The following is a 26,893-nucleotide window of genomic DNA, read 5'->3' as shown; positions in this document are numbered from 1 at the left end:
GTACGTCGTGGCACCAAGCAGTTCCGCCGCCGTCCCAGGAGCCGCCCGTGTCCGCCGCGCATTCCTCCACCGCTCTCGACGACGACGTCTACGGAGCGCCCGTCCTGGTCGAGCCCGAGATCCGGCGGCTGGACGGAGCCGTACGGGAAGCGTCCGTGCCGCCGTTCGCCAGGCCGGTGCGGCACGGATCGCTCGCCGACCTGCCCTTCGAGAACGCGAACACGGCACCCGACGCGGTGGTCCTCAGCCGGAGGACGGCCGACGGCGGCTGGCGGGACGTGACGGCGCGGGAGTTCGCCGCCGAGGTCCTGGCGGTGGCGAAGGGCCTGATCGCCGAGGGCCTGGCGCCGGGCGACCGGCTCGCCGTCATGGCCCGCACCGTCTACGAGTGGACGGTCCTCGACTTCGCCGCCTGGGCGGCCGGACTGGTCACCGTCCCCGTCTACCCCACCTCGTCCCTCTTCCAGACCCGCTGGATCCTGCACGACTCCGGCGCGGTCGCCCTGATCACGGAGACCGCTGCGCAGGCCGCCGCCCTCGCCCCGGAACTCCCGCACCTGCCCGACCTGCGCCGGGTGTGGACCATGGAGAAGGGACACGTCGACGCCCTGGCGGAGGCGGGCACCCACCTGCCGGACGCCGAGGTGGAGGTGCGCCGGGGCATGCTCGGCCCCGACACCCTCGCCACGATCGTCCACACCTCCGGCACGACCGGCCGCCCCAAGGGCTGCGCCCTCACCCACGGCAACTTCTTCGCCGAGGTCGACAACGCCATCGAGCTGCTCTACCCCGTCTTCCGCGCCCGGACCGGGGAAGAGGCGTCCGTGCTGCTCTTCCTGCCCATGTCCCACGTCTTCGGCCGGATGGTCGCCGTCGCCTGCGTACGGGCCCGGGTCCGCCTCGGACACGCGCCGAGCCTGGCCACCGAGGACCTGCTGCCGGACCTGGCGAGCTTCCGGCCCACCTGCCTGCTGACCATCCCGTACATGCTGGAGAAGGTCTTCAACGCCGCCCGCGCCAAGGCCGAGTCGGTCGGACGGGCCTCGACCTTCGACCGCGCGGAGTCGGTGGCCCGCCGCTACGGCGAGGCGCTGGAGGAGCGGCAGACCGGGGCGGGCCCCGGCCCCTCCCGCTCCCTGAAGGCCGCCCGCGCCCTCTACGACCCGCTCGTCTACCGCCGGATCCGGGGCGCCATGGGCGGCAGGGTCCGCTACGCCATCTGCGGCGGCTCCCCGCTCGGCCGCCGGCTCGGCGCCTTCTACGCCGGTGCCGGTATCGAGATCTTCGAGGGCTACGGCCTGACGGAGACCACCGGCGCCTCCACCGTGACACCCCCGCTGAAGCCCCGCCTGGGCACGGTGGGCTGGCCGCTGCCCGGCACCCGGATCCGCATCGCGGCGGACGGCGAGATCCTGCTGGGCGGCGAGCACGTCCTGCGCGGCTACTGGGACCCGCGGGCGGGCGGGGTCGTCCCCGCCGCCCCCGACGGCTGGCTCGCCACCGGCGACATCGGCGAACTGGACGACGAGGGCTACCTCACCATCACGGGCCGCAAGAAGGAGCTGATCATCACCGCCGGCGGCAAGAGCGTCGCTCCCGCCCCGCTGGAGAACTGGCTCCGCTCCCACCCGCTGATCTCCCAGGTCATGGTGGTGGGCGACAACCGCCCCTATGTCTCCGCGCTGGTCACCCTCGACCCCGACGGCATCACCCACTGGCGCCGCATGAACGGCAGGCACCCGGTCCCCGCGGAACTCCTCACCGACGACGCGGAACTGCTGGCGATCGTCCAGCGGGCCATCGACGAGGCCAACAAGATGCTCTCCCGCCCGGAGTCGATCCGCCGCTTCACCGTCCTCCCGGTGGACTTCACCGAGGAGTCGGGCCACCTCACCCCCTCGATGAAACTGCGCCGCGAGCGGATCCTGCGGGACTTCGCGGCGGAGGTGGAGGGGCTGTACGAGCGGTAGGGGCGCCGGCGCGGACACGGGGGCCCGGAACCGGGGCAGGGGTCCGTGGGGGAGCGTGGTTCAGGGGGCGGGGGTCCGTGGGGTGCGAGGGGTCCGTGGGGTGCGGGCGATCAGCAACGCCCGGGGTGTCGACTCGCCCTGGCCCGTGTCGGCGGCGCGGACCGTGTGCTGGACGAGGGTGAAACCGGCCTCCTCCAGGAGCGCGGCGACGCGTTCCGGCGCATGCGCCGGAAGTCGAGGGTGACCGCGTGGCCCCAGGGGTGCTCGTGGCGGCGGGGCTCGTCGCCGCACTGGAACGCGAGCAGCAGATGGCCCCCGGGTGCCAGGACCCGGCGGAACTCGGCGTAGACGGCGGGAAGTTCGTCCTGCGGGGTGTGGATGGTGGAGTACCAGGAGACCACGCCGTCGAGGGCGCCGCCGGGGAGGTCCAGGTTCCGCATCGACCCCTGCTCGAAGCGCAGGCCCGGATGGTCGCGGCGGGCGATCGCGAGCATCCCCTCCGACACGTCGAGGCCGGAGACGGAGAGGCCGAGGGAGGCGAGGTGCGCCGTCACCGTTCCGGGGCCGCACCCCAGGTCGGCCACCCGGCCACCCTCCCCGACCAGCTCGGCGAAGCCGGCCAGCAGCGCCCGGTCCAGCGGTCTCACCGCGAGCTGGTCACGGAACAGGGCGGCGTAGTCCTCGGCGACGGCGTCGTAGAAGGCGCGGGTCGCGGACACGTGATCGGCGGGGGAGGTCATGGCCGGGGACCCTACCCGCGCCCACCGACAATGCGGCCCCGCGCGGCCGGTACCTGAGCACCACCTGAAAGGACGAAGCCGAATGGGTGACCCGTGCCGTATCGCGGTGAGGGGCGGCAGGGGGACGAGGCGCCGCAGACCGGTATGAAAGTCGTGCCGGTTCTGTGGCACTCGGGCCGGGAATTCACCGGGAATTCAACGAGGCTCCGGAAAGGCAGGAGCCCCGTCGCCTGACGGCGCGGGGCTCCTTGGGTACTGCTAGTCGTTCCCGGATCGGAGGATCAGACCGGGGTGACGTTCTCCGCCTGCGGGCCCTTCGGACCCTGCGTGACGTCGAAGGACACCTGCTGGTTCTCCTCGAGGGACCGGAAGCCGGTCGCGTTGATCGCGGAGTAGTGGACGAAGACGTCGGGGCCGCCGCCTTCCTGGGCGATGAAACCAAAGCCCTTTTCGGCGTTGAACCACTTCACGGTTCCGGTAGCCATAAGCCCTCCTTGGGCTCAAAGGGTTGCCCTGCTCCAGAACCAGCAAGTGTGAAGACCAATTCCGCACAACTGCATCCGTCTGAGAACGACGAGAGCCCGCGGTCACATGCTCCGCAGGCTCTGTACTGCAAGGGAAACCAAACTGCAACTTGCGATGAGCCTAGCACGCGAGGGGCCCCGTGCAATAGAGGTCAAGATCACGTCACCCGAATGTTTGCAGATCCCGTCCGTCACACCCGTTAGATCGTTCAATGATGAACAAGGGGGTGGAGGTCCTTCCGCCCCGGGACGAGGGCTAGCCTCACGATGTGGACAATCCTCGCACCCGGCCGCGCGTCGGCCACATCCAGTTCCTGAACTGCCTGCCCCTGTACTGGGGGCTCGCGAGAACGGGCACGCTCCTCGACTTCGAGCTGACGAAGGACACCCCCGAGAAGCTCAGCGAGCAGCTGGTGCAGGGCGACCTCGACATCGGGCCCATCACCCTGGTCGAGTACCTCAAGCACGCGGACCGGCTCGTCGCCTTCCCCGACATCGCCGTGGGCTGCGACGGCCCCGTGATGTCCTGCGTGATCGTCTCGCAGGTCCCGCTGGACCGGCTGGACGGCGCCCGGGTCGCCCTCGGGTCGACCTCCCGCACCTCCGTGCGGCTCGCCCAGCTCCTCCTCGCCGAGCGGTACGGCGTACAGCCCGACTACTACACCTGCCCGCCCGATCTGAGCCTGATGATGCAGGAGGCCGAGGCGGCCGTCCTCATCGGGGACGCGGCCCTGCGCGCCAACATGGTCGACGGCCCCCGCTACGGCCTCGACGTGCACGACCTGGGCGCCCTGTGGAAGGAGTGGACGGGCCTGCCGTTCGTCTTCGCGGTCTGGGCGGCCCGGCGCGACTACGCGGAGCGCGAGCCGGTCATCACCCGCAAGGTGCACGAGGCCTTCCTCGCCTCCCGCAACGTCTCCCTGGAGGAGGTCGACAAGGTCGCCGAGCAGGCGGCCCGCTGGGAGGCCTTCGACGAGCGGACCCTGGCCCAGTACTTCACCACCCTCGACTTCAGCTTCGGCGCCCCGCAGCTGGCGGCCGTCGCGGAGTTCGCCCGCCGGGTGGGCCCGACCACCGGGTTCCCCGCGGACGTCACGGTGGATCTCCTGCAACCCTGAGGCCGACGCGGGCGGCGCACTACCCTGCTGGAAGGTTCCGGCGTACGGGCGTGACGGGGGAGGGGTGGCGCCATGCGGCCGCTCGATGTGGACGAACCCACGGCCGTGGGGCCCTACCGGCTGCTCGGCCGGCTCGGCTCCGGCGGCATGGGCCGGGTCTACCTGGGCCGCAGCGCCGGCGGCCGCACCGTCGCGGTGAAGATCGTGCACCCGCACTTCGCGCTGGACGAGGAGTTTCGCGCCCGGTTCCGCCGGGAGATCGACGCCGCCCGCCGGGTCGGCGGCGCCTGGACGGCATCCGTCCTCGACGCCGACCCCGAGGCCCGCGTCCCGTGGGTCGCCACCGCCTACGCGGCCGGCCCCTCCCTCGCCGCGGCGGTCACCGACGCCGGCCCGCTGCCCGCCCACACCGTACGGACCCTGGGCGCGGGGCTGGCCGAGGCCCTGACGGCCGTGCACGAGCTCGGCCTGGTGCACCGGGACGTGAAGCCGTCCAACGTCCTGCTCACCCTCGACGGCCCCCTGCTGATCGACTTCGGCATCACCCGCGCCCTTGGGGGCACCGCCTCCCTGACCTCCACCGGCGTCTCGATCGGTTCCCCCGGCTACATGTCCCCCGAGCAGATCCTCGGCAAGGGGGTCACCGGCGCGGCGGACGTCTTCTCGCTCGGCGCGGTCCTGGCGTACGCGGCGACCGGCCGGCCGCCCTTCCCCGGCGACTCCTCGGCGGCCCTGCTCTACAAGATCGTCCACGAGCCGCCGGAGCTGGGCGAGTTGCGGGGCGAGGTGCGCGAACTGGCCGAGGCCTGCCTGAACAAGGACCCCTCCGCACGCCCCGCCCCCGCCGAGGTGGCCCGGCGGCTCGCGCCCGAGGGCGGCGCGGCCCGCCTGGTGGCGGGCGGCTGGCTGCCCGGGCCCCTGGTGGAACAGGTCAGCCGGGCCGCGGTGCGGCTGCTGAACCTGGAGGCGACGGAGGGCGGGCCGGCATCGGGGCCGCTCGGATTCAGCAGGCCGTCGGTGGACGGCGCCCCGGACACCGGAAGCACCGGCCCCGGTGATCCGCCGGTCGGAGAGCTGCCGACGGTGGGGGCGGCGGGCGGGACCTTCGGGCCGCCGCCGGTGATGAGCGGGGCGGTGGTCCCCGAACCGCGCGAGGCCCCTGGCACCCGGGACGCCGGTTCCGGCGCGGGCAGCGGCCCCGACGCGAACCCGTACGCGGTCCCCCACCCCCCGACCCGGCCCGTGGGCGAAGGCTCCGGAGGTCCCCACCGCCCCGGCAGGGTCTCCGTCTCCGTGGCGGCCACGGCCGCACCCGGCACCGGCGGCCGGGGCCGGCGGGTGAGCTGCACGGTCGCCCTCGCCGTGGCGGGCGCGCTGGCCGCCGTGACCGTCGGATCCGTGGCCGTGCTCGACCTGCTGCCCGGCACGGGCAAGTCCCCCGGCGACAGCGCGGATTCGGGCGGCAGCACCCGGCCGCAGGAGCCCGCGCCCGGCACCGTCCCCGCCGCCTACCTCGGCACCTGGGAGGGACAGGCCACCTCCCGCGACACCCTCTCCATTCCGCTCGGCACGTTCCGGGTGACGCTCGGCGAGGCGAAGGTGGGCGAGCGGGTGGGCACCGTACGGCACACGGACATCTTCGGCGGCACCTGCGACGACGTACTCACCCTGAAACAGGTGACCGGGAAACGGCTCGTCACCACCTCCGCCGGAGCGAAGAACAACCGGAGCGTCTGCGACCAGGAACCCCACACGGTCCTCCTCACCCCGGTCGGCGACGACCTCGTGTACGAGTCGGACAGCACGGCCTCCGGACGTCCGAAGGCCCGGCTGTCGAAGATCGGCTAGCGGACGGGGCCGCCCTGTGCGGCCGTTCCACCCGGGTCCGGGGGGAGTGGTTCCGGAACCTGCCGCGGATCTGCACAGCCTCCACGGTCCGGCCGCCCCATCCCGCCCGTGCTTTCATCGGGTCTGCCGTCGCCGGCGGGCAGGCGGGCGCCGCCCTCGAACTCGGCGTCGGCCTCCACGCCGGGCCGGGCTCCCTCGGCGTCACCGCGGGCGCGGGCGTCTCGGCCGACGGCCACCTGCACGCCACGCCGTACTGACGGCACCGCTGCCCGCGCGGTACGAACAACCGGGCGCGCCGGGGACTATGACCGCGCGGTGACAGTCCCTAGGATCCCGGACGGAATGAACGACGGACTGTACGTCTCGCTGATCGCCGTCGCCGCGCTGTGGGGCGCGGCGGCCGGCGCGGTACTGCCCCGGGCCGCCTACCGGTTCGCCGTCCCGTCGGGGGAGGCCTGGCGGACGGCGTGCCCGGCGGGGCATCCGGTGGACGGCTGGCTCGGACCCGCCCGGTGCGGACCGTGCGCGGGACCGTCGTACGGGCCCGGCGCCGCCTCCGTCGTCGTCACCGCCCTGGTCTGCGCCGCCCTCGCCGCCGCCACCGGGACCCGGCCCGAGCTGGCGGTGTGGCTGCTGCTCGCGCCCGTCGCGGTGCTGCTCGCGGTCGTCGACTTCCGCGTGCAGCGGCTGCCCGACCCGCTCACCCTGCCGTTCGCCGCCGCCGCACTGGTCCTGCTGGGCCCGACCGCGCTGCTCCCGGAGCACGCCGGGGAGTGGACGACGGCCCTGCTGGGCGCCCTCGCCCTGGGCGCCGGCTACTTCGTGCTGTTCCTCATCAACCCGGGCGGCATGGGCTTCGGCGATGTGAAGCTCGCCCTCGGCGCGGGCGCCGTCCTCGGCTGGTACGGCTGGCCGACCGTGATGCTCGGCACCCTCGCCGGGTTCCTGTCCGGGGCGCTGTACGGAGGTGTTCTCGTCGTCGCCCGGAAGGCGGGACGCAAGACGGCCATCCCGTTCGGGCCGTTCCTGATCAGCGGCGCCTTCGTGGGGCTGCTGATGGGCGCGTACGCGGCCTGACGTCAGGCGGCGGACCCGGCTGACGTACGCTGATTCCGTCCGTCCACACCCTTATGAAAGGGACACCGGTGACCGAGAAGGCAGACCTTCAGCCCGTCCTCGACCGTGCCGCCGCCGGTGGGCGGATCACCCCCCAAGAGGCCCTCGACCTCTACCGCGACGCCCCGCTGCACGCGCTGGGCGCCGCCGCCGACGCCGTACGCAGGCGCCGGTACGCCGGTACGGAGCACATCGCGACGTACATCATCGAGCGGAACATCAACTACACCAACGTCTGCGTCACCGCCTGCCGGTTCTGCGCCTTCTACGCCGCGCCCAAGGACACCGCCAAGGGCTGGACCCGCGACCTCGACGACATCCTGCGGCGCTGCGCCGAGACCGTCGAACTCGGCGGCACGCAGATCATGTTCCAGGGCGGCCACCACCCGGACTACGGCGTCGAGTACTACGAGAAGCACTTCGCCGCCATCAAGAAGGAGTTCCCGCAGCTCGTCATCCACAGTCTGGGGGCGAGCGAGGTCGAGCACATGGCCCGGATCTCGAAGGTGTCGGTCGAGGAGGCCATCACCCGCATCCACGCGGCCGGGCTCGACTCCTTCGCCGGCGCCGGCGCCGAGCTGCTCCCGGAGCGTCCGCGCAAGGCCATCGCCCCGCTGAAGGAGTCCGGCGAGCGCTGGCTGGAGATCATGGAGATCGCGCACAACCTCGGCGTCGAGTCCACCTCCACCATGCTGATGGGCACCGGCGAGACCAACGCCGAGCGGATCGAGCACCTGCGGATGATCCGGGACGTACAGGACCGCACGGGCGGCTTCCGTGCGTTCATCCCGTACACCTACCAGCCCGAGAACAACCACCTGAAGGGCCGCACGCAGGCCACCCTCTTCGAGTACCTGCGGATGATCGCCATCGCGCGGCTGTTCATGGACAACGTCGCCCACATCCAGGGCTCCTGGCTGACCACCGGCAAGGAGGTCGGCCAGCTCTCGCTGCACTACGGCGCGGACGACCTCGGCTCGATCATGCTGGAGGAGAACGTGGTCTCCTCCGCCGGTGCCAAGCACCGCTCCAACCGGCTGGAGATCATCGACCTGATCCGCAGGGCGGGCCGGGTCCCGGCGCAGCGGTCCACGACGTACGAGCACCTCGTCGTCCACGACGACCCGGCGAACGACCCGGTCGACGACCGCGTGGTCTCCCACATCTCCTCCACCGCCATCGAGGGCGGCACGGCCCACCCGGAGCTGAAGCTCCTGGCCTCCAACTGACGCACCCGTGCTGACGATCCACACCGCCGACGCCTCGCCCGGGGCCGCCGTCCTGGTCGACGGCGCGCACATCGCCGCCCTCGGCCCGTACGAGGAGCTGGCCGCCGCTCATCCGGACGCCCGGGTGCGGCGGTGGCCCGGCATCCTGACACCCGGACTGCTCAACCCGTACGGCCCGGAACTGCTGGAGCAGGCGTACCACCCCGACCCGCGCGAGGCGGACCGGCTCGGCAGCGAGCCGGTGTTCGGCGGGCGCGCGCAGGCACTCCTCGGCGCCGACCCGTCCGCGCGGGGCGCCAGCGCACGGCGTGGAGTGCAGCGCATGCTGGCGCACGGAACGGTGGCGGTCGCCGGTGAACTGCGCAGCCGCGCGGCCCTGGACGCGGTGCGCAGGGCCGGGCTCGCCCTGGCGGGGCGCCCGGCCATGCTGCCCGGACCCGCGGCGCTCTCCCCGGTGCCGCTCGTGCTGCTGCCGGGCCTGGGCGCCGGGAAACCCGCGCGGTTCGCGGTGTTCGACGTGCCCGACCGGGACGCCCTCGTACGGGACGGCGCGTCCACGTGCGTGGTCACCGTCGTGGGCGGCCGGATGGTGTACCGGCGCGCGTAGCCGGTGCGGGCCGCGTAGCCGGTGCGGGCCGCCTGCCACAATGGCCCCGTGACCCGAGCCAGCCTGAGCAAGCAGCCGCACGAAGTCGCCTCGATGTTCGACGGAGTCGCGGAACGGTACGACCTGACCAACGACGTGCTGTCCCTCGGTCAGGACCGGCGATGGCGCAAGGAGGTCGCGCGGGCCGTCGACGCGCGGCCCGCGCAGAAGGTCCTGGACCTGGCGGCCGGCACCGGCACCTCGTCGATGCCCTTCGCCCGCACCGGCGCCTACGTCGTGCCCTGCGACTTCTCCCAGGGCATGCTGCGGGTCGGCAAGCGGAACAACGCCTGGCTGCCGTACACGGCCGGCGACGCGACCCGGCTGCCGTTCCGGGACGACGTCTTCGACGCCGTCACCATCTCCTTCGGGCTGCGCAACGTGCAGGACACGGACGCGGCGCTGCGCGAGATGCACCGGGTGACCCGGCCCGGCGGGCGGATCGTCATCTGCGAGTTCTCGCAGCCCACCTGGGCGCCGTTCCGCACCGTCTACACCGAGTACCTGATGCGCGCGCTGCCGCCGGTCGCCCGCTCGGTGTCGTCCAACCCGGACGCGTACGTCTACCTCGCCGAGTCCATCCGCGCCTGGCCCGACCAGCCCGCGCTGGCCGACCGGCTCAAGGGCGCCGGCTGGTCGCGGGTGGCGTGGCGCAACCTGACGGGCGGCGTGGTGGCGCTGCACCGGGGCTTCAAGGACGTCTGAGCGCACGCGCGTCTCAGGGGCGGCTGAGCGCCACGGCGTGGAGGCCGCCGCCGTGCGGTTCGTCCAGTTCCCGCTGGAGTCCGCCCGTGGGTGGCAGGGGTCCGCGCGGTTCGCGCACCCCGCCGCCCCCGCCGTCGCCCTCACCGAAGTCGAACCACACGTGCACCACCGAGTCCCGGGGCACCTCGGTGCCGGGCTGCGGATACTGGCGTACGACGTAGTCGACGACGGCGAGCCGGGAGTCCGGCCGGTCCGGGGCGCTCACGAACAGGCCCCGCGCGCGAGCCGATTCGCGCGCGTCCACGGCCATCAGGCCGACCAGGCGCGGCACGCGCACCTCGGGTGTCTCGGGTCCTTTGGGCGTCATACGCACGGACGTCACCCCCCAGCGGTACCGGCAGAGTAGACCGGTGCGACGCCCGCCGGAAGCATCAAGTGGCGTTCCGTGACAATCGACTACGGAGAGTGACAGGTGCGGGTCAGAGGTCCAGGCGGTAGCAGTGGACCTCGCGCCGTGAGCCGGGGGACATGAAGGTCTCGGCGAGGCGCATCCCCAGCCGTCGGGTGACCTCGGCCGAGCGGGTGTTGCGGACGTCCACCATCGCCACCACGTCCTGCACGCCCGCCGCACCCACCCGCTCCAGGGTCTCCCGGGCCGCGGCGGTGGCGTACCCCCTGCCCCAGTGCTCCCGCGCGAGCCGCCAGCCGATCTCGATCTCGCCCGTGGGACCCCAGTCGCGCTCCCACGGCTGGGCGCCGGTGAAGCCGATGACCTGCCCGGACGCGTCGAGCAGGGTCCACAGGCAGAAGCCGAGCTGGGCGTCGTGCCGACGCTGGCGGGCGGTGAGCTCCTCGTAGACCGACAGGTCCGCCGCCTTGCCGCCGAGGAACTCCATGACGTCCGGGTCGCCGAAGAGACGGTGCCAGGTGAAGGCGTCCTCATGGGTGGGAACTCGCAGCCGTACAGCGGGGAGAGCTCGGTTCACGGGGCAGCCCTTCAGCCGGGTGATCAATTCTGCTGAATAGACTGCCCCTGTCCAGTGCCGGTCGGCACGCAGATTTCGAACTTGGGGAGATCCCGCCGTGACCGAGCCCCTCTCCGACAACACCGCGGACGTCATTGTCGTAGGCGCGGGGCCGGCCGGCTCCACCACCGCCTACCACCTGGCCCGGTCCGGACTCGACGTGCTCCTGCTGGAGAAGACCGAGTTCCCGCGCGAGAAGGTGTGCGGCGACGGCCTCACACCGCGCGCCGTCAAGCAGCTGGTGTCGATGGGCATCGACATCTCCGAGGAGGCCGGCTGGCTGCGCAACAAGGGCCTGCGCATCATCGGCGGCGGCGTCCGCCTCCAGCTCGACTGGCCGGATCTCGCCTCCTTCCCCGACTACGGCCTGGTCCGCAAGCGCGACGACTTCGACGAGCAGCTCGCCCGGCAGGCCCAGAAGGCGGGCGCCCGGCTCTACGAGCGCTGCAACGTGGGCGCGCCGATCGTCGACGACCGCACCGGCCGCATCACGGGCGTGAAGGCGAAACTCGGCGAGGACAAGCGCGAAGTCACCTTCCACGCCCCGCTGGTGGTGGCCGCCGACGGCAACTCCACCCGGCTCTCCCTGGCGATGGGGCTGCACCGGCGCGAGGACCGGCCGATGGGCGTCGCGGTGCGCACGTACTTCACCTCGCCGCGCCACGACGACGACTACCTGGAGTCCTGGCTGGAGCTGTGGGACCGCCGCGGCCCGCAGGACCGGCTGCTGCCCGGCTACGGCTGGATCTTCGGCATGGGCGACGGGACCAGCAACGTCGGCCTCGGCGTGCTCAACACCTCCGACTCCTTCAAGGAGCTGGACTGGCGCGAGGTCCTCAAGGCCTGGTGCGCCTCGATGCCGGAGGACTGGGGGTACACCCCGGACAACATGACCGGCCCGATCCGCGGCGCCGCGCTCCCCATGGCCTTCAACCGCCAGCCGCACTACACGCGCGGGCTGCTGCTCGTCGGCGACGCGGGCGGCCTGGTCAACCCGTTCAACGGCGAGGGCATCGCCTACGCCATGGAGTCCGGGCAGATCGCCGCCGACGTGATCGTGCAGGCACACGCGCGGGCCACTCCGGCGCAGCGGGAGATCGCCCTCCAGCGCTATCCGCGCGTCCTGAAGGACACCTACGGCGGCTACTACACGCTCGGCCGCGCCTTCGTGAAGCTCATCGGCAACCCCAAGGTCATGCAGATCGCCGCCCAGCGCGGACTGACCCACCCGATGCTGATGCGGTTCACGCTGAAGCTGCTCGCCAACCTGACCGACCCCACGGGCGGCGACGCGATGGACCGCGTCATCAACGGCCTGAGCAGGGTGGCGCCGAAGGCGTGACGCCCCGGCGGGCGGGGTGGCCGGTGGCGTCCGGGATGCGACCGTCGTGACCGGTGAGGTATGCGTGACCGTGATCACCACGTGACGCTTTCGTGGACAACTGATCGACAACGATGGCCGTCGAACGGGACGTACCCAGTCGGGCACGTCCCGTTCGACGAAAGAGCCTTCCATGACACAGCAGGCACACCGGCGGCTCGGGCCGCTCAGAGCCCTGGGGCTGGCGGCCGCCACGAGTCTGATCGCGACCGGCGCGGCAGGCACCGCCCAGGCGGTCGACGCGCCCCTTCCCGTGAGCATCACCGGCGAGAACCGGGTCGACCTGTCGCTTCAGTCCGACAACGGAGACCCCACGGAACCGCAGGTCGACCTGCGGCTGAACGGCCCCGGCGAGCCGTTCGAGGGCGACGGCGTCATCCCGCCCGTGTTCACCGGCGACTACACGATCCGCATCGACGCGAGCGAGCTGGCCGGCGTCGCGAAGGTGAAGCTCCCGTGCGAGGCCGACGGCCTGGTCGCCGTCTGCACGGGCACCGAGCTGTACGCCGGCACGCAGTACAACAGGGTCGGCGGCATCCGGCTCGACATCGGCGACGACAGCGAGGCCGGCGACTTCGGCAGCATCACCGTCACCGGTGAGGGCGAGGGGCTGGAGTTCACCCCGCTCACCATCGACGTGCTCGTCGGCGGCCCCGAGTTCCTCAACCGCGAACTGCCGCCGCCGGGCGACCTGCGGGCGGGCGGCACCTACGAGGCGCCCGTGGGCCTGCGCAACGCCGGAAGCATGCCCGCCGAGGGCGCGGTGCTGCGGTTCCACGGCTCACGCGGGGTGTCCTTCCCCGACTCCTACGGCAACTGCTCCTACGCCGAGACCACCACCGGGCCCCTGCTGCGCCAGGGCACCGACGCCATCTGCACGTTCCCCGACCGCATCGAGGCGGGGACGGCCTACGCCCTGGCCGAGCCGCTGAAGGTGAAGACCGCCGCGTTCGCGCTGCACGACATCTTCACCTACTCCTTCACCGCGGTCGCCCCCGAGGAGGCGGCCGGGCTGCGCGCCGCCAAGGACTACCGGCCGGGCACCGGCGCCGACCTGAAGCTGACGAAGGTCTCCGGCGCGGACCCCGCGGACTACACCCGGTACGCCGACCTGGACCTGCCCACGAAGAACACCTACGACCTGGAGCTGACCGGGTCCGCGCAGGACGCCGAGGCCGGTGACACCGTCACGGCGCGGATCGGCTTCCGCAACAACGGTCCCGCGTGGATCAGCGCGCTGCGGTCCGGCGGCGAGCCCATCGGGTTCACGGTGGCCGTGCCCGAAGGGGCGACCGTCACCAAGGCCCCGGAGGGCTGCGGGAAGAACACCATCGCCGAGGGCGTCAAGGGCTACCTGTGCTGGGTGGACACCCCGCTGCTGGAGGACGCCGAGATCGACTTCCCGTTCGAACTGCGCGTCGACCGGGTCGTCGAGGGCGCCCGGGGCAAGGTCGCGCTGCCCGAGTGGGACAACCCCTTCGACTCCGACCACGGGAACAACTCCGCCTGGATCGTGCTCAACGGCCCCGACGGGTCGACGGACGGCGGCACGGGCGACGGGAGCGACGGCGGCACGGGCGACGGCGGTACGGGCGACGGCGGCACGTCGGGCGGCTCGACCCCGCCCGGGTCCGGGGACGGGGGCGACTCCGGCAACGGCTCTTCCGGTACGAACGGCACGTCCGGTGACGTCGCGGGCGACGACACCGACGGCGGCCTGGCACTCACCGGTGCCGGCGGGGTGGCGCTGATGGGCGGGGCGGCGCTGCTGGCGCTGGGCCTCGGCGCGGGCGTCGTCGTGCTGCTGCGCCGGCGCGCACGGCAGAGCGGCGGTGTCACCGCCTGACGCCGACGCCGTGAGCGGCGCTGTGGGCGGCCGGGGTCCGGGGTGCGGACTCCGGCCGTCGGCGTTCGCGCGGGGCGCCGGGAGGGCCCGTCACGGGGCTCCACGGGGCGCCCGTGAGGCATGGGGGTGCCGTCAACCCGTCGCGAGGGCGGGACGATCCGGGCAATCGGGCGATCCTGGCCCGGTGCAGTCCTGGCCCGGTGCACGGGGGAGGGCCGCTGCCCCCGAGCGGCAGCGGCCCTTCAGCCCGTGGGAGCGCGGCTCAGAGCACGCGCACGGCACCCGACGCGGGGTAGCCGGAGAGATCCTGGATGACGACGCCCTTGGACGGGTTGGCGGCGTCCAGGTACTGGCCGTTACCGATGTAGACACCCGTGTGGTACGCGGAGCCCTTGCCGCCCCAGTACAGGATGTCGCCGACCTGGACCTGCGACAGCGGGATGTCGGTGCCGACCGTCGACTGGTCCTGGGAGACGCGCGGCAGGTCCACGCCGACCTGCTTGAACGCGGCCTGCACCAGGCTCGAGCAGTCCCAGGCGTTGGGGCCGGTGGCGCCCATGACGTAGGCGTCGCCCACCTGGGCCTTGAGGAAGGCGATGACCGTCGCGACGCTGCCGCTGGCGGGCGCGGAGGCGGAGGCGGTCGACGCGGTGGTGGCCAGGGTGGTGCGCCCGGCGTCGCGCGACGCACGCTCGGCGGCGGCCTTGCGGGCCTCCTCCGCCGCCTTCTTCTTCGCCTCGGCCTTCTCCTTGGCCTCGGCGAGGTCCGCCTTGGCCTGCTTGGCGGCCTTGGCGGCGGCCGCGTCACGCTCGGCCTGCAGCTGGTAGTTCGCGGCGGCCTGCTGGGTGGCCTCCGCGGACTGGGCGACCTGGGCGGCCAGGTCGGCCGTCAGGGTGGGCAGTTCGAGGGTCTGCGTCACCGGCTCGGCGGCGTTGGCCGAACCCGACGCCCCGGCCACTGCCAGGGTGCTGAGGACGCCACCGGCAACTCCGGCCCGCATCGCCATCGTGGACGACGCGGTGCGGCGGGGTTTCCGGTGGCTGCGTATGGGAGCGGTGTGGGACATGGGAACAACCGGTACCAGGGGCTGCTTCATATCTTCAAGAAACGTGTGCTGCGCCACAGTTGTTCAATCGAGGGTCCGAATCCCGGGCGTGTCGCTCTTTATTGACGCCGTAACGGACATTGCGGGCGCCCGTGATCGGCCCGTGATCACGTACTTTCATCGTTACGCCCGAATTGCCCCGCGCTTACCACCGGTTGAACTGGTTGGCCAAGCCCTCCTCTCCTCGGGCTCTCATCGATGTGACGCACGTCACGCAACGGTGGCCGCCTTCACCGCGTCCGGCGGGTCGGCGGTCGCACCGGACGGCGGCGGACCGGGCCGTGCCGGAGGGTGACCGGATCGTGACCCCCCGACTTCGTGAACGCGTGCACACGTCCACACCTCGCACCGCGTCCCCTCCGAAGTGTGAACGCGGCTCCTACCAAGAGATCAAGTCCAGCGCCAATTTGCATGCACAAGAAGCATCTTGATATGGAGACGAGCCCTCTGAGCTGCGCTGACCAGTCAAAATGTCACGTTTGGTGATCGCGCGAACGCTTGGCGTGTGAAGATCACTGCTCATCCGACTTCATGATCGTTCGTCAGGTGGTGGAGATCACAAAGGTTGTGGAATACCCCGTGTCGCAGATCACAGACCCTCGGGCATAGGATGCGGAGCGGTTGGGCTTGTGACCTGCTTCACATGTTCTCGATCTTCGCCGGGGCGGGCGTGGTTCGTGGGGCTGTTGAGGCGGGGCCGGCCCGATGCGCGACCTCCCCGGGGGACCGGATTCGTCCGCCCCGCGGGGACCCCATAGCAGTCAGTGCCGACTGAGAGGAGCGAGGAGCGGTGAACGCGTATGCGCCCATCCTCGTACTGGGAGCCCTCGGGGCAGGCTTTGCGATCTTCTCCGTGGTCATGGCCACGCTGATCGGTCCGAAGCGGTACAACCGCGCGAGGCTCGAGGCCTACGAGTGCGGTATCGAACCGACCCCCACGCCGGCCGGCGGCGGGCGCTTCCCGATCAAGTACTACCTGACGGCGATGCTCTTCATCATCTTCGATATCGAGATCGTCTTCCTCTACCCCTGGGCCGTCAGCTTCGACGCCCTGGGGCTTTTCGGGCTCGTGGAGATGCTGCTCTTCGTGCTCACCGTCTTCGTCGCGTACGCGTACGTATGGCGGCGCGGCGGCCTGGAATGGGACTGAGGGGCCACTAGTCATGGGACTCGAAGAAAAGCTGCCGAGCGGATTCCTGCTGACCACCGTCGAGCAGGCCGCGGGATGGGTGCGCAAGTCGTCCGTCTTCCCCGCCACGTTCGGCCTCGCCTGCTGTGCCATCGAGATGATGACCACCGGCGCCGGCCGCTACGACCTGGCGCGCTTCGGCATGGAGGTCTTCCGCGGCTCACCGCGGCAGGCGGACCTCATGATCGTCGCCGGACGGGTCAGCCAGAAGATGGCGCCGGTGCTGCGGCAGGTCTACGACCAGATGCCGAACCCCAAGTGGGTGATCTCCATGGGGGTCTGCGCCTCCTCGGGCGGCATGTTCAACAACTACGCGATCGTCCAGGGCGTCGACCACGTCGTCCCGGTCGACATCTACCTGCCCGGCTGTCCGCCCCGCCCCGAGATGCTGCTGGACGCGATCCTCAAGCTCCACGAGAAGATCCGGACCTCCAAGCTCGGCGTGAACGCCGAGGAGGCGGCCCGCGAGGCGGAGGAGGCGGCGCTCAAGGCCCTGCCCACGATCGAGATGAAGGGGCTGCTGCGATGAGCGACGCGAACGGCACCGCGGGTGACGGCGTGAACCCCGAGAAGGACCTCTCCGCGGAGAACCTCCCCGGCCAGCGCGGCCGGGGCGGCGAGGAGATCCGCGTCCAGCGCGGGATGTTCGGCGCCGACAACGGCGGCGACACCTCCGGTTACGGCGGACTGGTCCGCTCGATCCGGCTGCCGGGACCGGCCGCCCGCCCCTACGGCGGCTGGTTCGACGAGGTCGCCGACGAGCTGGAGGGCGCGCTGGAGGAGCAGGACCTGCTCCCCGGCAACGCCATCGAGAAGACGGTCGTCGACCGCGGCGAACTCACCTTCCACATCGAGCGCGAGCACCTGGTCCGCGTGGCGAGGACCCTGCGCGACGACCCCGCCCTGCGCTTCGAACTGTGCACCGGCGTCAGCGGAGTGCACTACCCCAACGACAAGGGCCGCGAGCTGCACGCCGTGTACCACCTGCGCTCGATCACCCACAACCGGGTGATCCGCCTCGAGGTCAGCGCCCCCGACAGCGACCCGCACATCCCGTCGCTGTTCTCGGTCTATCCGACGAACGACTGGCACGAGCGCGAGACGTACGACTTCTTCGGCATCGTCTTCGACGGTCACCCGGCCCTGACGAGGATCATGATGCCGGACGACTGGCAGGGCTTTCCGCAGCGCAAGGACTACCCCCTCGGCGGCATCCCCGTCGAGTACAAGGGCGCCCAGATCCCGGCTCCGGACCAGCGGAGGTCGTACTCGTGAGCACGTCGCACGCATCCCCTCGGGAAACCACCGAGGGCACCGTCTACACCGTCACCGGCGGCGACTGGGACGAGGTCGTCCAGTCCGCGGCCCGCGCCGACGACGAGCGCATCGTCGTCAACATGGGTCCGCAGCACCCGTCCACCCACGGAGTGCTCCGGCTCATCCTGGAGATCGACGGCGAGACGGTCACCGAGGCCCGCTGCGGCATCGGCTACCTCCACACCGGCATCGAGAAGAACCTCGAATACCGGACGTGGACCCAGGGCACCACGTTCGTGACGCGCATGGACTACCTGACGCCGTTCTTCAACGAGACGGCGTACTGCCTCGCGGTCGAGAAACTCCTCGGCATCGAGGACCAGGTGCCCGACCGCGCCTCGGTCATCCGGGTGCTCCTGATGGAGCTGAACCGGCTCTCCTCCCACCTGGTGTGCATCGCCACCGGCGGCATGGAGCTCGGCGCCACCACGATCATGATCTACGGATTCCGTGACCGTGAACTCGTCCTCGACATCTTCGAGCTCATCACGGGCCTGCGGATGAACCACGCGTACATCCGCCCCGGCGGACTCGCCCAGGACCTGCCGCCCGGCGCGGTGGACCGGATCCGCGAGTTCGTGAAGAAGATGCGCAAGAACCTCCCGGAGTACGACAAGCTCGCCACCGGGAACCCCATCTTCCGGGCCCGCATGGAGGACGTCGGCTACCTGGACCTGGCCGGCTGCATGGCCCTCGGCGCCACCGGCCCGGTGCTGCGCTCCACCGGCCTGCCGCACGACCTGCGCAAGGCACAGCCGTACTGCGGATACGAGAACTACGACTTCGACATCCCGACCGCCGACACCTGTGACTCCTACGGCCGTTTCCTGATCCGGCTCGAGGAGATGCGCCAGTCGCTGCGTATCGTCGAGCAGTGCCTGGACCGGCTCCAGCCCGGGCCGGTCATGGTCGCCGACAAGAAGATCGCCTGGCCCGCCCAGCTCGCTCTGGGACCGGACGGACTGGGCAACTCCCTCGACCACATCAAGCAGATCATGGGCACCTCCATGGAGGCCCTGATCCACCACTTCAAGCTGGTCACCGAGGGATTCCGCGTCCCGCCGGGCCAGACGTACACGGCGGTCGAGTCGCCCAAGGGCGAACTCGGGGTGCATGTCGTCTCCGACGGCGGCACCCGCCCCTACCGGGTCCACTTCCGCGACCCGTCCTTCACCAACCTGCAGGCCATGGCGGCGATGTGCGAGGGCGGCCAGGTCGCCGACGTCATCGTCGCCGTCGCGTCCATCGACCCCGTGATGGGAGGCGTCGACCGGTGACCACCTCATCTTCCGAGCGGTCCGAGCGGGGCGTCAGCCTGGGCATGCCCGAACTGCCCGCACCCGCCTACCCGGACGACGTCCGGGCCCGGCTGGAGACCGACGCGCGCGAGGTCATCGCCCGCTACCCGGACTCCCGCTCCGCCCTGCTGCCGCTGCTGCACCTCGTGCAGTCGGAGGAGGGCCACGTCACGCGCACCGGGATGCAGTTCTGCGCGGACATGCTGGAGCTGACCACGGCCGAGGTGACCGCGGTCGCCACCTTCTACACCATGTACCGGCGCCGGCCGAGCGGCGACTACCAGGTCGGGGTGTGCACCAACACCCTGTGCGCCGTCATGGGCGGCGACGCGATCTTCGAGGAGCTCCAGGAGCACCTGGGCGTCGGCAACGGCGAGACCACCGACGACGGCAAGGTCACCCTGGAGCACATCGAGTGCAACGCGGCCTGCGACTTCGCGCCCGTGGTGATGGTGAACTGGGAGTTCTTCGACAACCAGACCCCCCAGAGCGCCAAGCGCATGGTCGACGACCTGCGCGCCGGCCGCCCGGTCGCGCCCACGCGCGGGGCGCCCCTGTGCACCTTCAAGGAGACCGCCCGCATCCTGGCCGGTTTCCCCGACGGGCGCGAGGGAGCCGTCGAGGCCACCGGCAGCGCCGGACCCGCCTCCCTGATCGGCCTGAAGCTGGCCAAGGGTGAGACCGCGCCCGCGCGTGTGGTGCACCCGCGCGGTGAGGCGCCCCGGGACACCCCGCCGCACGAGCCGTCGCCCGCCGAGCACCTTAGCTCGCACGACGCGCCGCAGGACACGTCGGCCTCCGACCCGGCGCACCCCGCCGGGCCCGCCGCCGAGGAGGGGGAGTGATGACCTTGGCACCCGAACTCAAGGACATGAGCCCGGAGAAGCTGCTCGCACCCGTGCTGTCGGCCTTCTGGGACGAGGACAGGTCCTGGACGCTGGACGTCTACAAGAGGCACGAGGGGTACGAGGGGCTCCGCAAGGCGCTCGCGATGTCACCGGACGACGTCATCGCGTACGTCAAGGAGTCCGGTCTGCGCGGCCGCGGCGGCGCCGGATTCCCGACGGGAATGAAATGGCAGTTCATTCCCCAGGGTGACGGCAAGCCTCACTATCTAGTTGTCAACGCCGACGAGTCGGAACCCGGAACGTGCAAGGACATTCCGCTCCTCTTCGCGAACCCGCATAGCCTCATCGAGGGCATTGTCATCGCCTGTCATGCCATCAGGTCGTCTCATGCCTTCATTTATCTGCGTGGTGAAGTCGTCCCCGTTCTGCGGCGGTTGCACGAGGCCGTGCGCGAGGCCCGTGAGGCCGGCTTCCTCGGCGAGAACATCCTGGGCAGCGGACTCGACCTCGAACTCACCGTGCACGCGGGTGCGGGCGCGTACATCTGCGGTGAGGAGACCGCACTGCTCGACTCGCTCGAAGGCCGCCGGGGTCAACCGCGGCTCCGTCCCCCCTTTCCTGCCGTCGCGGGCCTCTATGCGTGCCCGACTGTGGTGAATAACGTCGAGTCGATCGCATCGGTTCCCGCCATCATGAACCGGGGCAAGGAATGGTTCCGCTCGATGGGCAGCGAGAAGTCTCCCGGCTTCACGCTCTATTCCCTCAGCGGCCATGTCTCCAACCCCGGACAGTACGAGGCGCCCCTCGGCATCACGCTGCGCCAGCTGCTGGAGATGAGCGGCGGGATGCGTCCGGGCCACCGGCTGAAGTTCTGGACACCGGGCGGTTCCTCGACCCCGATGTTCACCGAAGAGCACCTCGACGTCCCTCTCGACTACGAAGGAGTGGGCGCCGCGGGTTCCATGCTCGGCACGAAAGCACTCCAGTGCTTCGACGAGACGACCTGCGTCGTGCGCGCCGTCACCCGCTGGACGGAGTTCTACGCCCACGAGTCCTGCGGCAAGTGCACCCCCTGCCGGGAGGGCACGTACTGGCTGGTCCAGCTGCTGCGGGACATCGAGGCCGGCAAGGGACAGATGGCCGACCTCGACAAGCTGAACGACATCGCCGACAACATCAACGGCAAGGCCTTCTGCGCCCTCGGCGACGGCGCGGCCTCGCCGATCTTCTCCTCGCTGAAGCACTTCCGCGAGGAGTACGAGCAGCACATCACGGGCCGTGGCTGCCCCTTCGACCCGGCCAAGTCGACGGCCTGGGCCGACCGTACGGAGGTGCACGCATGACTGTGACCACCAACGCTCCCTCCGGCGGGGGAGAGGCGGCGGTCCCGCCCGAGGACCTCGTCACGCTGACGATCGACGGCGCCGAGATCAGCGTGCCCAAGGGCACCCTGGTCATCCGGGCCGCGGAGGAACTCGGCATCGAGATCCCCCGGTTCTGCGACCACCCGCTCCTCGACCCGGCCGGCGCCTGCCGCCAGTGCATCGTCGAGGTCGAGGGCCAGCGCAAGCCGATGGCCTCCTGCACCATCACCTGCACCGACGGAATGGTGGTGAAGACGCACCTCACCTCGCCGGTCGCCGAGAAGGCCCAGAAGGGTGTGATGGAGCTCCTGCTCATCAACCACCCGCTGGACTGCCCGGTCTGCGACAAGGGCGGCGAGTGCCCGCTGCAGAACCAGGCGATGTCGCACGGCAACGCCGAGTCCCGCTTCGACGGCAAGAAGCGCACCTACGAGAAGCCCGTCGCGATCTCCACGCAGGTGCTCCTCGACCGCGAGCGGTGCGTGCTGTGCGCCCGCTGCACCCGGTTCTCCAACCAGATCGCGGGCGACCCGATGATCGAGCTGCTCGAGCGGGGCGCGCTCCAGCAGGTCGGCACCGGCGAGGGCGACCCCTTCGAGTCGTACTTCTCCGGCAACACCATCCAGATCTGCCCGGTCGGCGCCCTCACCTCGGCGGCCTACCGGTTCCGCTCCCGCCCCTTCGACCTGATCTCCTCGCCGTCGGTGTGCGAGCACTGCTCCGGCGGCTGCGCCACCCGCACCGACCACCGGCGCGGCAAGGTCATGCGGCGGCTCGCCGCGAACGACCCCGAGGTCAACGAGGAGTGGATCTGCGACAAGGGACGCTTCGCGTTCCGCTACGCGCAGCTGCGCGACCGCCTCGACACCCCGCTCGTGCGCAACGCCGAGGGTGAATTGCAGCCCGCCTCCTGGCCCGACGCGCTGCAGATCGCGGCCCAGGGGCTGCTGGCCTCGCGCGGCAGCACCGGAGTACTGACCGGTGGCCGGCTCACCGTCGAGGACGCCTACGCGTACAGCAAGTTCGCGCGCGTGGCGCTCGGCACCAACGACATCGACTTCCGCGCGCGCGTGCACAGCCCCGAGGAGGCCGACTTCCTCGCCGCGCGGGTCGCGGGACGGGGCCGCGATCTCGACCGTACGGGTGTCACGTACACCTCGCTGGAGAAGGCGCCCGCGGTGCTGCTGGTCGGGTTCGAGTCGGAGGAGGAGGCGCCCGGCGTCTTCCTGCGGCTGCGCAAGGCCTGGCGGGGACACGGGCAGCAGACCTTCGCCCTGGCCACGCACGCCACGCGCGGTCTGGAGAAGGCCGGCGGCACGCTGCTTCCGGCGGCCCCCGGCACCGAGACCGAGTGGCTGGACGCGCTGTCGAGCGGTGTCGGCCTGGAGGGCGACGGGGCCGCGGCCGCGGAGGCCCTGCGGGCCGACGGCGCGGTGATCGTCGTGGGCGAGCGGCTGGCGGCCGTACGGGGCGGGCTCACCGCGGCCGTCCGGTTCGCCACCGCGACCGGCGCCCGGCTGGTGTGGATCCCGCGCCGGGCCGGGGAGCGCGGCGCGGTGGAGGCGGGCGCGCTGCCTGCGCTGCTGCCGGGCGGCCGCCCGGCGACCGATCCGCGCGCGCGCGAGGAGATCGCCGCCGCGTGGGGCGTCGCGGAACTGCCGCACCGCTACGGCCGCGACACCGGTGAGATCGTCGACGCCGCGGCGCGCGGCGAGCTCCAGGCGCTGCTGGTCGCCGGTGTGGAGGTCGCCGACCTGCCCGATCCGGCACGCGCGCGTGCCGCGCTCGCCGAGGCCGGGTTCGTGGTGTCGCTGGAGCTGCGGCCCAGCGAGGTCACCGAACTCGCCGACGTGGTCCTGCCGGTCGCCGCGGTCGCCGAGAAGGCCGGCACGTTCCTCAACTGGGAAGGCAGGGTCCGTCTCTTCGAGGCGGCGCTCAAGCCCGACCAGATGACCAGGCGCGTCGCGCCCACCGACGCGCGGGTGCTGCAGATGCTGGCCGACGCCATGGACGTCCACCTGGGCCTGCCGGACCTGCGCACGATCCGCGCGGAGCTCGACCGGCTCGGCGCCTGGGACGGCCCCCGGGCCACCGACCCGCTGGAGACCGCGGGCGCCCTGCCCCGGCCGGCAGCCGGGGAGGCCGTGCTCGCCGGGCACCGGCTGCTGCTCGACCAGGGCCTGCTGCAACTCGGCGACGAGGCGCTGGCCGGCACCCGGCACGCGGCACACGCGCGCGTGTCGGCCGCCACGGCCGCCGAGGTCGGCGTCAAGGACGGCGACCTGCTGGCCGTGACCGGCACCGCCGGGACGGTGGAACTTCCGCTGGCCGTCACCGAGATGCCCGACCGGGTGGTCTGGCTGCCGCTGAACTCCGCCGGCGGCGGAGTCGCCTCCGGCACCGGGGCACTGCCCGGCTCCCTCGTCCGAATCGGTCCGGCGACGCTCGCCGGCGAGGCCCCCCAGGAGGTGGAGGCATGAGCCCGTACCTCGCCGCTGAAGACCTCTCGATGTTCGGCCGCGATCCCTGGTGGCTGATCGTCGTCAAGGCGGTGTTCTGCTTCGCCTTCCTGATGGTGACCGTGCTGCTCTCCATCGTCATGGAGCGCAAGATCGTCGCCTGGATGCAGCTGCGCGTCGGCCCGAACCGGCACGGCCCCTGGGGCATGCTCCAGTCGCTCGCCGACGGCGTGAAGCTGATGCTCAAGGAAGACGTCGTCGTCAAGCGCGCCGACAAGGCGGTGTACATCCTCGCGCCGATCGTCGCGGCCGTCCCCGCCTTCATGGCGTTCGCGGTGATCCCCTTCGGACCGGCCGGCAACGAGGTCTCGATCTTCGGCCAGCGCACCACGATGCAGCTCACCGACCTGCCGATCGCGGCGCTCTACATCCTCGCGGTCGCCTCGATCGGCATCTACGGCATCGTCCTGGCGGGCTGGAGCTCCGGCTCCACCTACCCGCTGCTGGGCGGCCTGCGCTCCTGCGCCCAGATGATCTCGTACGAGATCGCGATGGGCGCCGCGTTCGCCTCCGTGTTCCTCTACTCGGGGTCGATGTCGACGTCGACGATCGTCGAGCAGCAGGCCGACCGCTGGTACGTCCTGCTGCTGCCGGTCTCCTTCCTGATCTACATCGTGACGATGGTCGGGGAGGTCAACCGGGCCCCGTTCGACATGCCGGAGTCCGAGGGCGACCTGGTGGGCGGCTTCAACACCGAGTACTCGTCGATCAAGTTCGCGATGTTCATGCTCGCCGAGTACATCAACATGGTGACCGTCTCGGCCGTCGCCGTGACCCTCTTCCTGGGCGGCTGGCGGGCCCCGTGGCCGATCAGCACCTTCTGGGAGGGCGCGAACCACGGCTGGTGGCCGATGCTCTGGTTCACCGGCAAGCTGCTGAGCCTGCTGTTCTGCTTCGTCTGGCTGCGCGGCACGCTCCCGCGCGTGCGCTACGACCAGCTGATGAAGCTCGGCTGGAAGGTCCTCATCCCGGTCGCCCTGGTGTGGCTGATGGCGGTCGCCACCGTGCGGGCGCTGCGCAACGAGAACTACGACTTCGCCGACATCGCGCTCTACATCGCGGGCGGTGTCCTCACCCTGCTGCTGCTCTCCTTCGTCGCCGACATGTTCCGGTCGAAGGCGAAGGAGGCCGAACAGCCCGGGGAGCCGCCCGCCTTCGACCCCATGGCGGGCGGATTCCCCGTACCGCCGCTGCCCGGACAGGAGCTGCCGCCGGTGCCGCGCCGCCGCCCGAGCCGGGAGCGGGAGCTGATTGTCAGTGGCGGGCCCGATACTCAGAGTGACGGATCTCTGGGCGGATCTACGGATGGAAAGGAGGCGTCCGATGGCTGAGGAACCCAAGGACACCAAGCCCGGTTTCCTGAACCCCGTGGCCGGCTTCGGCGTGACCTTCAAGGCCATGTTCAAGAAGCGGCTCACCGAGCAGTACCCGGAGCAGCAGAAGACCACCGCTCCGCGCTTCCACGGACGGCACCAGCTCAACCGCCATCCGGACGGCCTGGAGAAGTGCGTCGGCTGCGAACTGTGCGCCTGGGCCTGCCCCGCCGACGCGATCTACGTCGAGGGCGCGGACAACACCGACGAGGAGCGCTACTCGCCCGGCGAGCGGTACGGGCGCGTCTACCAGATCAACTACGCCCGCTGCATCCTGTGCGGCCTGTGCATCGAGGCGTGCCCCACGCGCGCGCTGACGATGACCAACGAGTTCGAACTGGCCGACTCCAGCCGCGCCAACCTCATCTACACCAAGGAGCAGCTGCTCGCCGGTCTGGAGGAGGGCATGGTCGACTCCCCGCACGCGATGTACCCGGGCACCGACGAACAGGACTACTACCGGGGCCTGGTGACCGAGGCCGCGCCCGGTACGGAGCAGCAGGTCGCCCACTCCCGGGGTGAGGTGGTGCAGGAGGCCGCCTCGACCTTCGGCCCGGAGGAACCGGCGTCCGAAGAGGTGATCAAGCGATGACCGGACAGCTCGCCGCCTACTCCACCTCCACCGGAGAGGCCGTCCAGTTCTGGATCCTCGGCACGGTCGCCGTGATCGGCGCCCTGTGCACCGTCTTCATGCGGCGGGCCGTGCACAGCGCGCTCTGTCTCGCCGGCACCATGATCATCCTGGCGGTGTTCTACCTGGCCAACGGCGCCTACTTCCTGGGCGTCGTCCAGATCGTCGTCTACACCGGCGCGGTCATGATGCTGTTCCTGTTCGTGGTGATGCTGGTCGGCGTCACCGCGGCCGACTCCCTGAAGGAGACCATCAAGGGCCAGCGCTGGCTGGCCCTGCTGTGCGGTCTCGGCTTCGGCGTCCTGCTGGTCGGCGGGATCGGCAACGCCTCGCTCAACGAGTTCAACGGCATCGGCGAGGCGAACGCGGGCGGCAACGTGGAGGGCCTCGCGGCCCTGCTCTTCACCAAGTACGTCTTCGCCTTCGAGATCACCGGCGCCCTGCTCATCACGGCCGCCGTCGGCGCCATGGTGCTCACCCACCGGGAGCGCACCGAACGCGCCAGGACCCAGCGGGAGCTGGCCGAGCAGCGCGTGCGCGAGGGCACGTACCTGCCGCCCCTCCCGGCGCCCGGTGTCTACGCCCGGCACAACGCCGTGGACATCGCGGGCCTGCTGCCCGACGGCACCCCGTCGGACCTCACGGTCAGCAAGACCCTGCGGGACCGCGGCCAGATCCGTGACGTGTCGCAGGAGGCCATCAACGACCTGCGGGCGATGGAGCAGCGCGCGGAGGAACGCCTGGAGCGCAAGGCGATCGATCCGCCGACGTTCGAGCGGGCCGAGGAGGCGTCGAAGTGAACCCCGTCAACTATCTGTACCTGGCCGCGCTGCTGTTCACGATCGGCGCCACCGGTGTGCTGATCCGGCGCAACGCGATCGTCGTGTTCATGTGCGTGGAGCTCATGCTCAACGCCTGCAACCTCGCCTTCGTCGCCTTCTCCCGGATGCACGGCAACCTCGACGGCCAGGTCATCGCCTTCTTCACGATGGTCGTGGCCGCCGCGGAGGTCGTGGTCGGGCTGGCGATCATCGTGTCCCTGTTCCGTTCCCGCCACTCGGCCTCGGTCGACGACGCCAGCCTGATGAAGCTGTGAGGGGC

Annotated in this window: 24 protein-coding genes and 1 pseudogene; 20 read left to right on the top strand and 5 right to left on the bottom strand. The window is 71.2% G+C overall.

The window, feature by feature from the left end; all coding sequences use genetic code 11:
• Positions 1–47: 47 nt before the first annotated feature.
• The gene (locus tag ACZ434_RS07060) at positions 48–1,970 is read left to right on the top strand and encodes an AMP-dependent synthetase/ligase (RefSeq protein WP_468452630.1); all 1,923 of its coding nucleotides are present in this window, start codon (positions 48–50) and stop codon (positions 1,968–1,970) included.
• Between the two features lie 60 nt (positions 1,971–2,030).
• Here ACZ434_RS07060 and ACZ434_RS07055 read toward each other — a convergent pair.
• Positions 2,031–2,710, bottom strand: a pseudogene (locus tag ACZ434_RS07055) (class I SAM-dependent DNA methyltransferase).
• A 281-nt stretch (positions 2,711–2,991) separates the two neighbouring features.
• Entirely contained in the window at positions 2,992–3,195 is a 204-nt protein-coding gene (locus tag ACZ434_RS07050; protein WP_004984723.1) for a cold-shock protein, read from the bottom strand.
• A 308-nt stretch (positions 3,196–3,503) separates the two neighbouring features.
• Here ACZ434_RS07050 and ACZ434_RS07045 point away from each other — a divergent pair, with 308 nt between their 5' ends.
• The 6 genes from ACZ434_RS07045 (at position 3,504) to ACZ434_RS07020 (ending at position 9,896) form a co-directional block, all read left to right on the top strand.
• Complete coding sequence (locus ACZ434_RS07045) at positions 3,504–4,352, top strand: menaquinone biosynthetic enzyme MqnA/MqnD family protein (protein ID WP_468452628.1); 849 nt, start codon at positions 3,504–3,506, stop codon at positions 4,350–4,352.
• Positions 4,353–4,424: 72 nt separating this feature from the next.
• Complete coding sequence (locus ACZ434_RS07040; RefSeq protein ID WP_468452626.1) at positions 4,425–6,200, top strand: serine/threonine-protein kinase; 1,776 nt, start codon at positions 4,425–4,427, stop codon at positions 6,198–6,200.
• Positions 6,201–6,542: 342 nt separating this feature from the next.
• The gene (locus ACZ434_RS07035) at positions 6,543–7,277 is read left to right on the top strand and encodes a prepilin peptidase (RefSeq protein ID WP_468452625.1); all 735 of its coding nucleotides are present in this window, start codon (positions 6,543–6,545) and stop codon (positions 7,275–7,277) included.
• Between the two features lie 68 nt (positions 7,278–7,345).
• Complete coding sequence (mqnC, locus tag ACZ434_RS07030; RefSeq protein WP_468452624.1) at positions 7,346–8,545, top strand: cyclic dehypoxanthinyl futalosine synthase; 1,200 nt, start codon at positions 7,346–7,348, stop codon at positions 8,543–8,545.
• 7 nt (positions 8,546–8,552) lie between these two features.
• Positions 8,553–9,152 carry an imidazolonepropionase-like domain-containing protein gene (locus ACZ434_RS07025; protein WP_468452622.1) on the top strand — a complete coding sequence of 200 codons (600 nt, stop codon included), beginning with the start codon at positions 8,553–8,555 and terminating at the stop codon, positions 9,150–9,152.
• A gap of 48 nt (positions 9,153–9,200) precedes the next feature.
• Positions 9,201–9,896 (top strand): demethylmenaquinone methyltransferase, encoded by a 696-nt coding sequence (locus ACZ434_RS07020; protein ID WP_468452620.1) that lies wholly within the window; start codon positions 9,201–9,203, stop codon positions 9,894–9,896.
• A 13-nt stretch (positions 9,897–9,909) separates the two neighbouring features.
• Here ACZ434_RS07020 and ACZ434_RS07015 read toward each other — a convergent pair whose 3' ends face one another.
• Together ACZ434_RS07015 and ACZ434_RS07010 are read right to left on the bottom strand one after the other, a co-directional pair.
• On the bottom strand, positions 9,910–10,263 hold the full coding sequence (locus tag ACZ434_RS07015) for a PASTA domain-containing protein (RefSeq protein WP_468452618.1): 354 nt from the start codon (positions 10,261–10,263) through the stop codon (positions 9,910–9,912).
• 112 nt (positions 10,264–10,375) lie between these two features.
• A complete protein-coding gene (locus ACZ434_RS07010) occupies positions 10,376–10,882 on the bottom strand; it encodes a GNAT family N-acetyltransferase (protein WP_468452616.1) in 507 nt (168 codons plus the stop codon).
• 97 nt (positions 10,883–10,979) lie between these two features.
• Here ACZ434_RS07010 and ACZ434_RS07005 point away from each other — a divergent pair, with 97 nt between their 5' ends.
• Both ACZ434_RS07005 and ACZ434_RS07000 read left to right on the top strand, forming a co-directional pair.
• Entirely contained in the window at positions 10,980–12,263 is a 1,284-nt protein-coding gene (locus tag ACZ434_RS07005) for a geranylgeranyl reductase family protein (protein WP_468452614.1), read from the top strand.
• 172 nt (positions 12,264–12,435) lie between these two features.
• Positions 12,436–14,148, top strand: a complete 1,713-nt coding sequence (locus tag ACZ434_RS07000; RefSeq protein WP_468452613.1) for a hypothetical protein — start codon at positions 12,436–12,438, stop codon at positions 14,146–14,148.
• A 262-nt stretch (positions 14,149–14,410) separates the two neighbouring features.
• On the opposite strand, the gene ACZ434_RS06995 is transcribed toward ACZ434_RS07000, so the two are convergent.
• Positions 14,411–15,244 (bottom strand): C40 family peptidase, encoded by an 834-nt coding sequence (locus tag ACZ434_RS06995; protein ID WP_468452611.1) that lies wholly within the window; start codon positions 15,242–15,244, stop codon positions 14,411–14,413.
• Between the two features lie 799 nt (positions 15,245–16,043).
• On the opposite strand from ACZ434_RS06995, the gene ACZ434_RS06990 reads away from it, so the two are divergent.
• From ACZ434_RS06990 to nuoK, 11 genes are read left to right on the top strand one after another with little or no spacing between them, the layout of a single operon-like run.
• The gene (locus ACZ434_RS06990; protein WP_468452609.1) at positions 16,044–16,403 is read left to right on the top strand and encodes an NADH-quinone oxidoreductase subunit A; all 360 of its coding nucleotides are present in this window, start codon (positions 16,044–16,046) and stop codon (positions 16,401–16,403) included.
• A 13-nt stretch (positions 16,404–16,416) separates the two neighbouring features.
• A complete protein-coding gene (locus ACZ434_RS06985; RefSeq protein ID WP_468452607.1) occupies positions 16,417–16,971 on the top strand; it encodes a NuoB/complex I 20 kDa subunit family protein in 555 nt (184 codons plus the stop codon).
• Positions 16,968–17,717: an NADH-quinone oxidoreductase subunit C gene (locus ACZ434_RS06980; RefSeq protein WP_468452605.1), complete on the top strand. Its 750-nt coding sequence runs from the start codon at positions 16,968–16,970 to the stop codon at positions 17,715–17,717. Before ACZ434_RS06985 ends, ACZ434_RS06980 begins: the two co-directional genes overlap by 4 nt.
• Positions 17,714–19,036, top strand: a complete 1,323-nt coding sequence (locus tag ACZ434_RS06975) for an NADH-quinone oxidoreductase subunit D (protein ID WP_468452603.1) — start codon at positions 17,714–17,716, stop codon at positions 19,034–19,036. The genes ACZ434_RS06980 and ACZ434_RS06975 overlap by 4 nt, the downstream gene beginning before the upstream one ends.
• Positions 19,033–19,902, top strand: a complete 870-nt coding sequence (gene nuoE / locus ACZ434_RS06970) for an NADH-quinone oxidoreductase subunit NuoE (RefSeq protein WP_468452601.1) — start codon at positions 19,033–19,035, stop codon at positions 19,900–19,902. The genes ACZ434_RS06975 and nuoE overlap by 4 nt, the downstream gene beginning before the upstream one ends.
• Positions 19,902–21,248 (top strand): NADH-quinone oxidoreductase subunit NuoF, encoded by a 1,347-nt coding sequence (gene nuoF / locus ACZ434_RS06965; RefSeq protein ID WP_468452598.1) that lies wholly within the window; start codon positions 19,902–19,904, stop codon positions 21,246–21,248. Before nuoE ends, nuoF begins: the two co-directional genes overlap by 1 nt.
• Positions 21,245–23,749, top strand: a complete 2,505-nt coding sequence (locus ACZ434_RS06960; RefSeq protein WP_468452596.1) for an NADH-quinone oxidoreductase subunit G — start codon at positions 21,245–21,247, stop codon at positions 23,747–23,749. Before nuoF ends, ACZ434_RS06960 begins: the two co-directional genes overlap by 4 nt.
• The gene (gene nuoH / locus ACZ434_RS06955; RefSeq protein ID WP_468452594.1) at positions 23,746–25,119 is read left to right on the top strand and encodes an NADH-quinone oxidoreductase subunit NuoH; all 1,374 of its coding nucleotides are present in this window, start codon (positions 23,746–23,748) and stop codon (positions 25,117–25,119) included. The genes ACZ434_RS06960 and nuoH overlap by 4 nt, the downstream gene beginning before the upstream one ends.
• Complete coding sequence (nuoI, locus tag ACZ434_RS06950) at positions 25,112–25,753, top strand: NADH-quinone oxidoreductase subunit NuoI (protein ID WP_468452592.1); 642 nt, start codon at positions 25,112–25,114, stop codon at positions 25,751–25,753. Before nuoH ends, nuoI begins: the two co-directional genes overlap by 8 nt.
• Complete coding sequence (locus ACZ434_RS06945; RefSeq protein ID WP_468452590.1) at positions 25,750–26,592, top strand: NADH-quinone oxidoreductase subunit J; 843 nt, start codon at positions 25,750–25,752, stop codon at positions 26,590–26,592. The genes nuoI and ACZ434_RS06945 overlap by 4 nt, the downstream gene beginning before the upstream one ends.
• Positions 26,589–26,888, top strand: coding sequence for an NADH-quinone oxidoreductase subunit NuoK (gene nuoK, locus ACZ434_RS06940; RefSeq protein ID WP_037929353.1), 300 nt, complete (start codon positions 26,589–26,591; stop codon positions 26,886–26,888). Before ACZ434_RS06945 ends, nuoK begins: the two co-directional genes overlap by 4 nt.
• Positions 26,889–26,893: the final 5 nt, after the last annotated feature.

This window comes from Streptomyces sp. NPDC030893 (assembly GCF_055571535.1).
The sequence above is the reverse complement of the archived record's forward strand: the minus strand, read 5'-3'. Positions and strand labels throughout refer to the sequence as shown.

Bases quoted from the DNA above. Each gene is read 5' to 3' on its own strand.
- ACZ434_RS06995 (WP_468452611.1), bottom strand. From the start codon at position 15,244: ATGAAGCAGCCCCTGGTACCGGTTGTTCCCATGTCCCACACCGCTCCC.
- ACZ434_RS07040 (WP_468452626.1), top strand. From the start codon at position 4,425: ATGCGGCCGCTCGATGTGGACGAACCCACGGCCGTGGGGCCCTACCGG.
- nuoF (WP_468452598.1), top strand. From the start codon at position 19,902: ATGACCTTGGCACCCGAACTCAAGGACATGAGCCCGGAGAAGCTGCTC.
- ACZ434_RS07035 (WP_468452625.1), top strand. From the start codon at position 6,543: ATGAACGACGGACTGTACGTCTCGCTGATCGCCGTCGCCGCGCTGTGG.
- ACZ434_RS06960 (WP_468452596.1), top strand. From the start codon at position 21,245: ATGACTGTGACCACCAACGCTCCCTCCGGCGGGGGAGAGGCGGCGGTC.
- ACZ434_RS07015 (WP_468452618.1), bottom strand. From the start codon at position 10,263: ATGACGCCCAAAGGACCCGAGACACCCGAGGTGCGCGTGCCGCGCCTG.
- nuoI (WP_468452592.1), top strand. From the start codon at position 25,112: ATGGCTGAGGAACCCAAGGACACCAAGCCCGGTTTCCTGAACCCCGTG.
- ACZ434_RS07000 (WP_468452613.1), top strand. From the start codon at position 12,436: ATGACACAGCAGGCACACCGGCGGCTCGGGCCGCTCAGAGCCCTGGGG.
- ACZ434_RS06945 (WP_468452590.1), top strand. From the start codon at position 25,750: ATGACCGGACAGCTCGCCGCCTACTCCACCTCCACCGGAGAGGCCGTC.
- ACZ434_RS06985 (WP_468452607.1), top strand. From the start codon at position 16,417: ATGGGACTCGAAGAAAAGCTGCCGAGCGGATTCCTGCTGACCACCGTC.
- nuoH (WP_468452594.1), top strand. From the start codon at position 23,746: ATGAGCCCGTACCTCGCCGCTGAAGACCTCTCGATGTTCGGCCGCGAT.
- ACZ434_RS07050 (WP_004984723.1), bottom strand. From the start codon at position 3,195: ATGGCTACCGGAACCGTGAAGTGGTTCAACGCCGAAAAGGGCTTTGGT.
- ACZ434_RS06980 (WP_468452605.1), top strand. From the start codon at position 16,968: ATGAGCGACGCGAACGGCACCGCGGGTGACGGCGTGAACCCCGAGAAG.